We start from the raw sequence: 13,797 nt of genomic DNA on the forward strand, positions 1-13,797 counted from the left end.
TTGATAAACATAAAAAAACCTCTTTATTCATAGGTATTATTTTACCAAATAAATAAAAAGGTTTATTACTAATTTCTAAAAGCATACCTTACTAGCTTACCTTCAATTCCAATCTCAGCTTATCGGCAATCATAGCAATAAATTCTGAATTGGTAGGTTTGCCCTTACCGATATTTACTGTATATCCAAACAATGCATCAATAGCCTCTACCTGACCTCTGCTCCACGCAACTTCAATTGCATGGCGTATTGCTCTTTCAACTCTGCTTGGAGTAGTATTATATTCCTTTGCAATACTGGGGTATAACAATTTTGTGATGGAATTTATAACGTCAAGGTCTTTAACAACCATCATTATTGCGTCTCTCAAATACTGGTAACCCTTAATATGTGCGGGTACTCCAATCTCATGCATGACATTTGTTACTTCAACTTCAAGGCTTCTTGAAGTATTATTAATATGTGCCGGTTTCTTTTCTGTGATGAATGAATCACTTTTGTGTTGCGATATGGAAGAATTCATTGATGTGGAAGTGCTAGCTGAAGGTAAATATGTGTTATCCTTAAGTTGTCTGATTCGGCTTACAAGAACATCCATGTCAAATGGCTTCACTATGTAGTACTCCGCACCTAATGATAAAGCGCGTTGGGTAATCTTATCCTGTCCTACGGCAGAAAGAACAATAAATAAAGGCTTTTTCTCAAGATTGGATGAAGCTATTTTTTCCAAAACGCCCAAGCCATCCAAATGAAGCATTATTATGTCCAGAATTGCTATATCAGGAGTATTTTGAAGGATCAAATCAACTGCTTCGAATCCATCTCTTGCAAGACCAACAACCTCTATATCTTCCTGGTTGGACAAGTACTCGCATAAGATGTCTCCAAACTCTCGGTTATCATCTGCGATTAGGACTTCTATTTTTTTACTACTCAAACTGAAAACCCCCCATGTTTTTAATTTTTCCATTATATGTCATGAATCTATTATATTTTGAACTCGACATTATTTCAAGTTTTTTACACCAATTGCCAAGGAATTATTTTTTTAGAAATTTTAAAATCCGCTCTATAAGTCTATAGTAGCACATTTTCTTGCATTTTAAAAATTTTCTTTTAAAATAAAAAACATTATATTATTGCCCAAAAAGAGAAATAAGTATAATGTTTTCATTTATATTTATGTTACTTGCTGACATTTTATCTGTAGTTTATCCTGCTTCTTTCTTTGCAGGGAATTCGGAAATATTTTTTAACATCCATTCTACAAATATTCCGTAACCTCTTGTAGGATCATTAACCAAAACATGTGTGACAGCTCCGATTAATTTACCGTTTTGTATTATTGGACTGCCTGACATACCCTGAACAATTCCTCCGGTAGAATTCAATAGCTTCTTATCAGTTACCCTCAGAACCATCCCTTTTGGCCCACTGAAAGACTGCCTTGAAACCTTTTCAATCATTATACTGAACTCTTCAATTTTGTTTCCTTCTATATTTGACAAAATCGTTGCAGGTCCAACTTTTACTTGTCCTCGTAAGCCTATTGGATATAATCGGTTTTTGTTAATATGAAAATCTTCAAACATCTGCCCATATATTCCGCATTCTGCATTGGTAAATATATTTCCCAATGGAGGCTTGTTTTCCATGAATATTCCTTTAAGCTCTCCCGGCGTTCCTTGCTCGCCTTTTCTTACCGAAATAATATTTGATTCCATTACTTCTCCGCTGTTAACGGGCATCAATGTTCCGGTGTCAGCATCCGTTATTCCATGCCCCAGTGCGCCAAATCCGTGAGTTTCGGGATCATAAAATGTCATAGTTCCTATACCCGCTGTGCTGTCTCTTACCCATAATCCAATGTGATATTTTTTGTCATTTACGCCTTCAATTGGATTAATGGTAGTACTCATAAATTCATTTCCACGTTTGAATTTAATTGTTAGCTTGTCTCCTTTACAGTAATCAATCTGGTCAATCAGATCTTTGATACCTGACAATTTTTTGCTATTTACCTCATAAATGACATCTCCTGTCTTTATACCTCCATCCTTGGCAGGCGCAGACTTAGAACCGTCAGGCTTATCAACCTCACTAAGACCGATTACTAAAATACCATCCATTTTAATTTTAACCCCTATAGTATTTCCGCATGCAGCAAGCTTTTTGCTAGGAATTATGTCTACTTGCATAGTCTTTAACGGTATAACTCCAAATGCTTTGAAATTAAGTTTCACCGAGCCTCTCTTTTGTGTTTTAAAAGAAAGGGGTGATATTAATTCCAGGTAATTCCCCTGTGCTTTTATATCAGTATTATTAAGTTTTAAAACTGCCCTGTTATCAGCCTTGATATTTACAAAATAGAAGCTCTTAAAATTGTAAATATACTCCTCTCCTTCCAGAAGAATAAGCTTTTCTGGAATTACGGAAAATGCTTGCAAGTAACTGAGTGTAATAACACAAAAACAAACAAATAATAATACAAACAGCTTTTTCTTATTTGATTTGATATAGTGCATTTATTTTCACTCTCCCGATATTTAAAATATCTTTACGGCTGCTTGCGGATAATAAAATCACGCCTATTAAAGCGTGATCTCAAAATCATAATCATAAGTTAACCTTTATGCATTTTTATTATTCAAGTAAAAAAAAACATGACAGGTAATTAAAGCTCATATCTGTCATGTTTAGCGACTTTTCGATTTTTGGAAACGATTTCTATAATTATTTTTTCTTAAAATTTTCAGCAGAGTGAAGTAATTCTTCCGCATGCTTATAAGCAATGGAAGTTATGTCAGAACCTCCTATTATTCTTGCTATTTCCTGAATACGGCCCTTTTCATCCAAAATTCTTACGGTAGTGTATGTATTTTCACCGTTAGAATTTTTTTCAATATAGAGGTGATTATCCGCCATACAAGCCAGCTGGGACAAGTGAGTCACACAGATAACCTGATGGGTTCTAGATATATAGGACAGCTTTTCTCCAACTTTTTGAGCTGCTTTTCCGCTGATTCCAGTATCAATCTCATCAAATATAAGTGTTGGGATTGCATCTACATTGGCAAGAATAGTTTTTATAGCAAGCATAATTCTTGACATTTCACCACCCGAAGCTATTCTGCTAAGTGGTTTCAGAGGTTCCCCCGCATTACTTGAAATCAGGAATTCCACATTATCCAAACCATTTTTAGTAAAATTATTCTTTGTATCATCCATTATAATATTGACTTTGAAACGGGCATTTTTCATTTCAAGATTTTCAAGTTCAGCGGTTATATTACTTTCAAGAATCAGAGCTGCCTTTTCCCTCTGAGAATGCAGCTTGGTAGCTGTTTCCAGTAATTTTTGAGTTATGGATACCAGCTGCTTTTTCAAGTCTTCAGCAAGGCTTTCACTCTGGAGTAATTCGTCATATTCTACCTGGGATTTCTTGAGAAAATCCAAGGCTTCCATAATACCTGCTCCATACTTCCTCTTTACCCTGGTAATAATATCAAGTCTTTCCTCTATTACGGACAGTTCATCAGGGTCAAAATCACCTTCATCCCTTCTTGCCCTCAACTCCTCACAAATATCCTCAAGCTGGTAAACAACTGATTCCAGTTTTTCAGACAAAGGAATAAGTCCTTCATCGTACTTCTGAACGGCAGCAAGCTCGGAAAGTGCCTTGTTAATATTATATAGAGCTGATTTACCACTGTCTCCGCCATCACTCAGCAATTGATAAGAACTATGTATGGAATTCATTATTTTCTCGGAATTAGCGAGTAGTTGTCTCCTTTTTAATAGCTCCTCGTCCTCGCCTTCCTTTAGTTTGGCATTTTTTATTTCGTCAATCTGAAATTTCAGCATATCCATTCTGCGTTCAATTTCACCTTTATCCCCAACAATGCCTTTGAGTTTGGATTTTACTGATTTATATTCCTCAAAGAGACAATGATATTCAGACTTAACTTTTTGAATGGCTTCTCCGCCAAAAGCATCCAATAATTCAATATGTGATTCTGTTTTAAGCAGCGACTGATTGTCGTGCTGACCGTGGATATCTAAAAGAAGCTGCCCTACCTGTTTGAGCACTGAAACATTTACCAATCTTCCGTTTATACGACACGTATTCTTTCCGCTCAAGCCTATTTCCCTTGATAGGATTAAACTGCCATCCTCATGTTCAATACCCAGTTCGTTCAAAATGTCATTTATATATGTACTGTCATATTCGAACACAGCTTCAATAAATGCCTTTTCTTTACCATTTCTAATTATGTCCCTGTTTACACGTTCTCCGAGGACAGCATTTATTGAATCGATAAGAATGGACTTTCCTGCACCGGTTTCACCTGTAAGGACATTTAACCCCGGTGCAATTTCAAGACTTATCTTATCAATAAGTGCAATATTCTGGATATCGAGCTGTAACAGCATACAAAAACACCTGCCTGTTTAAAAAGTAATTTATGATTTTATCATTTTATTAAATTTATTAACAATGTCCTCAGCAATTTTTTCAGCCCTGCAAACCATTATCAATGTATCATCTCCGGCAATTGTACCCAGTATTTCAGTCCATTTGAGGGAGTCTATTGCAGAACCGGCTGCCTGAGCCATACCTGAAAGAGTCTTAACAACAACAATATTATTTGCGTAATCGCTTGAAACATATGCTTCTGTAAGTATGGTAATCAATCTGTTTGAAACCTGATTTTCAGACTGAGCGAAAGCAGAATATTTATATTTGCCTTCAGCAGTCATAACCTTAATCAGCCTTAGTTCCTTAATATCACGGGAAACTGTGGCCTGAGTTACATCCATCCCTTGTTGTTTGAGCTTTTCTGCAAGCTCTTCCTGTGTTTCAATATCGTTATTATCGATTATATCCAAAATTTTTGCATGCCTGTTATATTTCATATTTTACTCCTCTTTTCTCTCGTAAATTTTACTTCTAAGTACGGTAAAAAAGTTTTTAGAATTCACTCTGATTATTTTTACAGTACTGTCTGTTTTCTCTATTTCCAGGTAATCCCCACCTGTAATTTCAAGATTTTTTTGTCCGTCCACAGTTACAATAGCTTTGTGCTCAAAACCCTGTGAGACACATATTTTTATTTTTCGCATATCCGATGTAATTAATGCTCTTGAAGACAAAATATGCGGACAAATCGGAGTTATGATAATCAGCCCCGATGTAGGCTCAACTATGGGCCCTCCTGCCGATAAAGAATACGCTGTGGAGCCTGTTGGGGTAGCAACAACGATGCCGTCCCCCGGATACATCTCAACAAGGTTATTATCAATATAAGTACTAAGGTGAAGTATTCTTGGAATACCCCCTCTCGAAATCACAATATCATTTATTGCCACGTCCCGGGCAACCAACTTCCCATCCTTATATAATTTGGATGATAACATTATTCTATCTTCTAAAGTGTACCTGTCATTCAATATATTTTCTACCGCTTTGTCTATTTCACCTTTTTCAACATCAGTTAAAAACCCAAGAGAACCAAGGTTAATTCCCAACATAGGGAGTCCGTACAAATATGCGGTTCTGGCTGTTCTCAGAAAAGTGCCGTCTCCACCGAGGCATATGATCATATCGCAATTATCACAAATTTCAACTACATGGTTGTCAATATCATCCATTTCAAAAGTACCGTCATAAGTAGGCAATACAGCTTGTCCACCGTGTTTTTTAATACTTTCAACCAATTGTTTTGTATATTCTAAACCTTTATCTTTTTCTCTGTTGGTTATAATTCCGATTTTCTTCATAGTCGTCAGCCTCCATGAGCCGTGCAGTAACATAGTTGTTTATCTTTTTTTACACTTTAACAGATTATTCAGCTTTTTACCAGTGTGTTGTGTGCTTCGGAAACAACACTTTCTACAAGTTCATTAATATCTTTTGAATCCTGATTTTCTTTTTTTGTTGTATACAATAAATACTCTATATTGCCTTCCGGGCCTTTAATCGGTGAAAACGATAACTCTTTTATATATAAATTACTGGCAATAACAAAATTAATTATATTAAATATAACTTCCTTATGAACAGCGCTGTCCCTCACAACACCGTGCTTGCCAACCTTTTCCCGCCCTGCCTCAAACTGTGGTTTTATAAGACATACCAGCTCAGCCTCGTCCTTTAAAAGTGCCAAAACTGCCGGCAACACCTTTGTAAGTGATATAAACGAAACATCTATTGACGCAAAATCAGATAAAAAGCCGATATCTTCCGGCTTAACATATCTGACATTTGTACGTTCCATACATATGACTCTGGGGTCGTTTCTCAACTCCCATGCCAGCTGACCATACCCAACATCTACAGCAACTACCTTTGTTGCACCGTTTTTAAGCATACAATCCGTAAAACCTCCGGTTGACGCACCTATATCAAGGCAGGTTTTATCTTCAAGATTTATATTAAAACGACTGACGGCTTTAGCAAGCTTTAATCCTCCCCTGCTTACATAAGGATTGACATTTTCCTTTATTTCAATCTCACATTCAACAGGGACTTTTGTACCCGGCTTGTCCTCCCTGATTCCATCAATCCACACAAGTCCGGCCATAATAGCACTCTTGCATTTTTCACGGCTCTCAAACAAGCCTTTATTTACAAGTAGTACATCAAGTCTTTCCTTTTCCAAAATATACCCTCCAAAAGATTTATTATAACGTGGTATTTTTTAACATATCTATTATATCATTTGTTACGGCGTCTGTATCTAATCTGAGTTTTTTCATTAGTTCTTCTCTTGAACCCTGAGATATAAACTGCTCCGGCAAACCTTTTATGAGTAAACGTGTTTTATAATTAAAAGTGTTAAGGGTATCAAGTACTCTGCTGCCGAATCCACCCATTACACAATTGTCTTCCATTGTTACGAGGTTTGTATATTTATCTGCACATTCCTTAATCAATTCTACATCCAAAGGCTTAATAAACCTTGCACTGACAACTCCTGCATTAATACCTTGCTCTTTCAACTTTTCTGATACTTGTAAAGCTGTTTCAACCATACTGCCGACAGCCAGTATACACACATGCTGTCCCTCTCTTAGCACTGCTCCCTTGCCAGATACTAAAGGTATTTCCTGTTTTAGTAAATCTTTTCCTCTGCCTCTGGGATATCTGATAGCTATAGGCCCGGTATGTTTGTTTATTGCATAATCAACCATTGCTTTTAGCTCATAATAGTCGGCAGGAGCCATTATTGTAAAATCAGGTATGTGATTTAAAAATGACAGATCAAATTCACCCTGATGAGTTTCTCCATCCTCACCTACAATCCCAGCTCTGTCCACGCCTATAACTACATGCAGTTTCTGAAGTGCTACGTCATGTATTAACTGGTCATATGCTCTTTGTAAAAATGATGAATAAATTGCAACAACCGGTATCATACCATTAATGGCCATTCCGGCAGCTGACGTAACTGCATGCTGTTCGGCTATACCCACGTCAAAAAACCTTTGAGGGTACTTTTCACTGAATTTGGATAACCCGGTTCCCTTTGCCATTGCTGCTGATATGGCAACCACCCTGTCATTCACTCCGGCAGCTTCTAAAACCGCTTCTCCAAAAACTTCAGAATAGTCGGGCAACTTCTTACCGTAGGTTTCTCCGGTCTCCACCTCAAAAGGTGCTATTCCATGAAATCTGTCAGGACTTTCTTCTGCATAAGAATAACCCTTTCCCTTCTGAGTACATACATGAATTAGAACAGGCCCTTTAATTTTTTTTGCTGCCTGTAGTGATTTATTTAACTCATCCAGACTGTGTCCATCTACAGGTCCGTAATATTTATAACCTAACTGTTCAAAAAATACTCCCGGTGTAATGAGGTATTTCACAGTACTTTTTAATTTTCGTACAGCTTTTCTGGCTTTCTTACCAATATTCGGCATTTTGTCAAGAAAATTATCTATATCCTCCTTAGTCTTTGTGTAAACAGGGTCAGTACGCAGTTTACTTAAGTATCTTGACATTCCGCCAACATTTTGTGCTATGGACATCTCATTGTCATTAAGTATCACAATAAAGTTACTTGTCAGTCTTCCGGCATCATTTAAGGCTTCATAGGCCATTCCGCCGGTCATTGCTCCATCACCTATCACAGCCATTACACTGTAGTTTTCTTTCTTTATATCCCTTGCACGGGCAATACCCAGTGCTGCAGAAATTGATGTACTGCTGTGCCCTGTGTTGAAACAATCATGTACGCTTTCACAGGTTTTGGGAAATCCGGCTAAACCTCCGAATTTACGTAACGTATCAAAATCTGCTTTTCGGCCTGTCAATATTTTGTGGACATATGATTGATGTCCTACATCCCAAACAATTTTGTCCCTATTTGTATTAAAGTTATTATGAATCGCAAGTGTCAATTCAACAACACCAAGATTAGAGGCTAAATGCCCCCCGGTTTTTGAAACTTTATATATAAGAAATGTTCTGATTTCTTCTGCAAGAACCTTTAACTGTTCAATCTCCAATTTTTCTATATCTTCAGGAGAGTTTATACTATCCAAATACCCCACTTGTATTACTCCTTTATAGTACCTTTGTTAGTGCATTTTTTTTTATTATTCCATTTCTTTTTCTTTTTAAAATTTAATTTTCCGAAAAGAAATTTTATAACAACTGCTACTTTATATATAATGTAATTACTATTTTGCAATGCTACGGATTTACCCAGTGCTTTTCCGCCAACAGTGAGGGATGCAACCATTGCTGTAATTGAAAGTCCAAAAATAGAATTTTGTGCATCAGTACCTCCGCCCGAAAACTTGTATACTATAAAAGCAGCCGCCGTACCACTTATTACACCGCAAATATCCCCAACGACATCGTTGCAGAAATTTGAGACCTTGTCGGCATTTCTTATTAATATAACAGCCTGTTTAGCACCATAAAGCTTTCTTGATGCCATAGAATGAAAGGGTGCTTCATCCGCAGCTGTCGCAGCTGTACCTATCAGGTCAAATAATATACTTATGATTATTATAACAAAAACAATAAGAAATGAAACAACTGTGGTAGCATTACCTAATGTTTCATTTGAAAAAAAAGACATAAAAATAGAAATGAAAAAAGTGATTACCGTTATTAAAAGTGTCCAAACTCTTGTTTTTTTTTAGAGCTAATTGCATTAGCCCTGAATTTAACTTTCTTTTCATCGGCTGGATGTTTAAAATTATCTTCCACACCAATCCTCCAGATTTATTAGAAAAACAGGTGGCAGTTTATTGAGTAAATTTTGCGGCTTAGGTCAGGCAGGATTTCCCTGACATGTGCTGGAATGTCGCCAAACCAGTGGTTTCCCTTTAAACACATCACCGTACGTCTCCGTTTACGGGGCCTGATTACCACTTAGTCCACACTTTAATCCCCAATAAACCACTTTTAAGAACAGTCTAGGGGTTTTCCCCAGCAGTCAAAATGATTCCTAGCCTCTTTTGCAAAAAAGGTTTCAAACAGCAATAATGCTTATATATCGGCCAATACATGAAGCATCTGATCCGTTATTCACCGGATTTCACTCAAGGCAGGCTACACTGTTCACAGCCATCATAAAGACACCGCATAACAGGTTTAATCCCTTTTCGTAGTCGAGGTGGCAAGCAAAAGCTTGACTTTTCTTCCACAAGTAAGGGTCTCCACGGAAAAGGGGTCAACGCCCGCATGCCATTGCGGATCGCCCCTAAGCCTTAACTCCCAGCATCAACCCACCACTGGGCGTAGCAAGCCGACACAAGGAACTTCATCGATGTGCCCTTAAACGGATTTTTAGGCCCGTCTTCAGAATCATCAGTACTGACTAGAATACTGCGCCACCCTGTTTTTTTGTCAATAGTATTAATATTAGATAACATAAATGTCATCGAGACAACATTATAACATAAAAACTTTGATAAACAAAGAGAATATTATTCCCCAAAATTCATCTTACCGGTCCCTTACAACCAGTGATAATGCAAGTTCTTTCAAAAACTGCGCCTTATGGCCAAATGCTTCAAGGCAGGAAATACCTTCTTGAGTTACTGTTTCCAGAAGCTTTTTTGACTCTTCAAGTCCATACATGGTTACATAAGTTGATTTATTACAGGAAGAATCGTTTCCGGGATTCTTTCCCATATTTTCAACGGTTCCTTCTATGTCAAGGATATCGTCTTTTATCTGAAAAGCTAGCCCCAAATTTGCTGCATATCCTGACAGAAGCTCAAATTCTTTTTTATCGGCACCACATATTACTGCCGCAGCTTCCACTGGCGCTTTTATCAACGCACCTGTTTTCAGTCTGTGCATTGTTTTAAGCCTATCACTTTCAATGGTTTTTCCTTCTGATTGAAGGTCAATTACCTGACCTCCTACCATTCCTAATGCCCCTGCTGCCTTAGCAACTATTCCGGCAGCCCGCATTTTTTCAATACTATTTGATTCAACTGTATCATTAATCATTATTTCATAAGCCATATTTAATAGTCCGTCTCCGGCCAGTATTGCCATGGCTTCACCAAACACCTTGTGGTTTGTCGGCTTTCCCCTTCTATAGTCGTCATTATCCATAGCCGGTAAATCATCATGTATCAGTGAATATGTATGAATCATTTCGATTGCACAGCCAAAATTAATTACCTCATTAAGCGGCTTATCTAGCATTTCTGCAACAGCTAGTGCCAATAAAGGTCTCAATCTCTTGCCTCCAGCTAAAAGACTGTATGACATTGCTTCCTTTATTTCAAGGTAGTATCCGTTTACTTCCGGAATAATATTATGAAGCCTCTCTTCAATCATATTCACATATATATTGTTTTTTTCCTTAAAATTCATATTTCCTCCGCATTACATGTTAAAATCTTTTTCTTGCAAATTACCCTCTTCATCCTGAATTAACATTGTAATTTTCTTTTCTGCTTCATCCAGCTTTGCTGCACAGTACCTTGACAGTTCTATTCCCTGCTGGAAGCTGGTAATGGACTCCTCCAATGTGGCTTCACCCTTTTCAAGCTTCACAACAATTTGTTCAAGCTCTGCAATAGCCTCTTCAAAGCTCTTTTCAATTTTAACACTCTTGCTCATATATTTTTCCCTCTCTTACCGATATAACGTCACATTCTGCTAATCCGTCATTTATCAATATTTCCAACTTATCTCCTGTATTAACCTGCTTTACACTATTTACAACATGTCCTTGAGAATTTTTTACAACACTATATCCACGTTCCATTATTTTCAAGGGACTCAAAGCATCCAGTTTTCCTGCAAGCATTCCAAACTGTGACCTCTTATCTTTTATAAACGATTGATTTTCTCTTATAAGACTTTTTATTAAATTGTCTAATGTCTGCCTTTGCTGGTTTACTCTGTCATACGGCTGTGTAAAAAAAGGTCTTGAATTTATTTTTTGCAGTTGGTTCTGCAATGCGGTGACTTTTTTCACAAGGGCATTTTTCATTCTCATATTGTAACTTTCCAGCTTATATAATAGTACCTCTATATCAGGGACTGCAAGTTCCGCGGCGGCAGAAGGAGTTGGTGCTCGCATATCCGAAACGAAATCGCATATGGTGAAGTCTGTTTCATGTCCAACAGCAGATATAACAGGAATATTTGATGCATATATGCTTCTGGCAACAATTTCCTCATTGAATGCCCACAATTCCTCCAGTGAGCCGCCGCCCCTGGCGACAATAATTACGTCAACCTTATTATGCTCATTGAGGCGCTTTATTGCTTCAGCTATCTGCCCTGCTGCCTGTAGTCCCTGAACGGCTACAGGATACAGAACCAGTTTCATTTTGCTGTTTCTTCTATAGGTAACATTTATAATATCCCTTATAACGGCACCGGTTGAAGATGTTACAATGCCTATACTTCCAGGCAGCACGGGAATACTTTTCTTTTTTTCCGGATCAAATAACCCCTCCCGCTCAAGCTTCTCTTTCAGCTGTTCAAAGGCAACATGGAGAGCACCCACTCCATCCGGCTGCATATTACTTGCATACAGCTGATACTGTCCGTCTCTTTCAAAAACAGAGATATAGCCGGATACTATCACCTTCATACCGTTTTCGGGAGCGAATCTAAGTGCAATGGCCTGTGACTTGAACATAACGCATTTTAAAAGGCTGTTTTCGTCCTTAATTGTAAAATACATATGCCCTGTATAATGGTGCTTAAAGTTGGATATTTCACCCCTAATTGACACATCCGATAATATTAGGTCCCTTGATACCAACTGCTTTATATAATTATTTATGTCAGAAACCGAATAAACTCTATTCATTATTCTTAAAACTCCTATATTTCAAAAAAGGATAATGTCAAATGTATCACATTACCCTTTAAAGCTTCTATTATTCAGAATCAATTTCACTAGCTACCGTTTCTTGAGGCAAATCACTCTTTGATACCTTAGCCAAAAGTCCATTAACAAACGCTCCTGCATCCTCATTGCTATACTTTTTAGCTAATTCTACAGCCTCATTTACAGAAACACTAAATGGTATATCGTCCCTGTACAATATTTCGTAAATTCCTATTCTTAAAACTGATAAATCTATTTTAGATAAACGATTTATTTTCCATCCGGTTGCTTTTTTTTCTATTATACCGTCTAAAACCGGTGTTTTTTCGTATACCCCATAAACGATCCCTTTAATATATTCCCTATCGTTTTCAGTTAAACTTTCGTCTTCCAGGGCCATGTTAATTTGTTCGTCTCTGTCAGTTTTCTGTATTTCCAATTGATACAACAGTTTCATCGCAGATTCCCTGGATGCACGGCGTCCCATTGATATTCCTCCTTAAATTAAGTTATTTCTGTCTATCTGTATGTACCAGGCGGCAGTATCCTGTCCAGAAGATTTTTGATATAGTCTTTGTCCTGGTACAATTTTTTTCCAACATAAAATCCAAAAACTACACACAACACTATAAACAATGCCTTTAACAATCCAAGAATCAATACAATAACTGCAATCACAAAACCAATTGCGGCCCCCAGTATTTCACCCTTGTGCTGATTGTAAAATTCGGTTAATACCTGTTTATTCATGGTAACACCTCCAATTGTTACTCAACTCTAGCAGATTTGTAACCAGTGAAAATGCTCTCCACTAAAACTCTGACACTATCCACCTGCACGCCCGTGCAATCTTCAACTGCAGATTTTACTTTCAGCTGCATATCTTCAGACAGTAGCGGAATGTTTATGTCAGGAAGAACAATTGCTTTCACAGTAATGCTTACACCTTCGCCTACTTTTGTAACAAATGCCTTGGAATCACGAATCCCGTTGAGCTTTCTCGATGTAGCCAATGCAATGTTCTCGATTGAGTTTAAAGTAATTCTGATATCGCCGTTTTTATTGTATTTGGTTATAGCTTTTTTATCTCCTTCAGGCTTAAAACCGGAAAGAAGGAATGTCAAACTCAAACAGAAAAATATTGAAGAAACAATGAACATTAAAATTGATGGATTCCGATACGCCAACACATCGTTATATAAGTATGTATAAGCCTCCGACAATATGTCAGACTTAATTGTAACAAGCATTGCGAACATGGATGCAATTGTCAGGAAAAATGCATATACGGCTAATAGTACACGTAAAATTATGTTCATATAAACTTCACCTCTATTCTTTTATTTTAAGCAAACAATACCATAAATTCGGTAATTAATTTCATTATATTTCAATTATGTATAAAAATCAAACGTATATGAGAATGTTTGGATAATAATCATTCTCATATACTTTATTTAATTATTTCCAA

At 37.2% G+C, this 13,797-nt stretch carries 15 protein-coding genes; all 15 read right to left on the reverse strand.

From position 1 onward, the window contains the following. Positions 1-91 precede the first annotated feature (91 nt). Positions 92-937: a sporulation transcription factor Spo0A gene (gene spo0A, locus CLO1100_RS10780; RefSeq protein WP_014313780.1), complete on the reverse strand. Its 846-nt coding sequence runs from the start codon at positions 935-937 to the stop codon at positions 92-94. A gap of 274 nt (positions 938-1,211) precedes the next feature. Next, positions 1,212-2,525: a SpoIVB peptidase gene (spoIVB, locus tag CLO1100_RS10785; protein WP_014313781.1), complete on the reverse strand. Its 1,314-nt coding sequence runs from the start codon at positions 2,523-2,525 to the stop codon at positions 1,212-1,214. Positions 2,526-2,733: 208 nt separating this feature from the next. Beyond that, on the reverse strand, positions 2,734-4,434 hold the full coding sequence (gene recN, locus CLO1100_RS10790) for a DNA repair protein RecN (protein WP_014313782.1): 1,701 nt from the start codon (positions 4,432-4,434) through the stop codon (positions 2,734-2,736). A 30-nt stretch (positions 4,435-4,464) separates the two neighbouring features. Further along, on the reverse strand, positions 4,465-4,917 hold the full coding sequence (locus tag CLO1100_RS10795) for an arginine repressor (RefSeq protein WP_004617715.1): 453 nt from the start codon (positions 4,915-4,917) through the stop codon (positions 4,465-4,467). Positions 4,918-4,920: 3 nt separating this feature from the next. Further along, on the reverse strand, positions 4,921-5,781 hold the full coding sequence (locus CLO1100_RS10800; protein WP_014313783.1) for an NAD(+)/NADH kinase: 861 nt from the start codon (positions 5,779-5,781) through the stop codon (positions 4,921-4,923). Between the two features lie 68 nt (positions 5,782-5,849). Continuing rightward, positions 5,850-6,662 (reverse strand): TlyA family RNA methyltransferase, encoded by an 813-nt coding sequence (locus tag CLO1100_RS10805; RefSeq protein WP_014313784.1) that lies wholly within the window; start codon positions 6,660-6,662, stop codon positions 5,850-5,852. Positions 6,663-6,684: 22 nt separating this feature from the next. Continuing rightward, positions 6,685-8,556: a 1-deoxy-D-xylulose-5-phosphate synthase gene (gene dxs, locus CLO1100_RS10810; RefSeq protein WP_014313785.1), complete on the reverse strand. Its 1,872-nt coding sequence runs from the start codon at positions 8,554-8,556 to the stop codon at positions 6,685-6,687. A 5-nt stretch (positions 8,557-8,561) separates the two neighbouring features. After that, complete coding sequence (locus CLO1100_RS10815) at positions 8,562-9,092, reverse strand: Mg2+ and Co2+ transporter CorB (RefSeq protein ID WP_014313786.1); 531 nt, start codon at positions 9,090-9,092, stop codon at positions 8,562-8,564. A 634-nt stretch (positions 9,093-9,726) separates the two neighbouring features. Next, positions 9,727-9,891, reverse strand: a complete 165-nt coding sequence (locus tag CLO1100_RS20820; protein ID WP_187288891.1) for a hypothetical protein — start codon at positions 9,889-9,891, stop codon at positions 9,727-9,729. A 73-nt stretch (positions 9,892-9,964) separates the two neighbouring features. Further along, positions 9,965-10,849, reverse strand: a complete 885-nt coding sequence (locus tag CLO1100_RS10820) for a polyprenyl synthetase family protein (protein WP_014313787.1) — start codon at positions 10,847-10,849, stop codon at positions 9,965-9,967. 12 nt (positions 10,850-10,861) lie between these two features. Next, entirely contained in the window at positions 10,862-11,098 is a 237-nt protein-coding gene (xseB, locus tag CLO1100_RS10825; RefSeq protein ID WP_014313788.1) for an exodeoxyribonuclease VII small subunit, read from the reverse strand. Beyond that, positions 11,082-12,305, reverse strand: a complete 1,224-nt coding sequence (xseA, locus tag CLO1100_RS10830) for an exodeoxyribonuclease VII large subunit (RefSeq protein ID WP_014313789.1) — start codon at positions 12,303-12,305, stop codon at positions 11,082-11,084. Before xseA ends, xseB begins: the two co-directional genes overlap by 17 nt. Before the next feature lie 70 nt (positions 12,306-12,375). Then, positions 12,376-12,813: a transcription antitermination factor NusB gene (gene nusB, locus CLO1100_RS10835; protein ID WP_014313790.1), complete on the reverse strand. Its 438-nt coding sequence runs from the start codon at positions 12,811-12,813 to the stop codon at positions 12,376-12,378. A 32-nt stretch (positions 12,814-12,845) separates the two neighbouring features. Next, a complete protein-coding gene (locus CLO1100_RS10840; protein ID WP_014313791.1) occupies positions 12,846-13,076 on the reverse strand; it encodes a DUF2273 domain-containing protein in 231 nt (76 codons plus the stop codon). Between the two features lie 17 nt (positions 13,077-13,093). Beyond that, positions 13,094-13,645, reverse strand: coding sequence for an alkaline shock response membrane anchor protein AmaP (gene amaP / locus CLO1100_RS10845; RefSeq protein ID WP_014313792.1), 552 nt, complete (start codon positions 13,643-13,645; stop codon positions 13,094-13,096). Positions 13,646-13,797: the final 152 nt, after the last annotated feature.

Origin of the sequence: Clostridium sp. BNL1100 (assembly GCF_000244875.1) — a bacterium.
Classification (GTDB): Bacteria; Bacillota; Clostridia; order Acetivibrionales; family DSM-1351; genus Ruminiclostridium.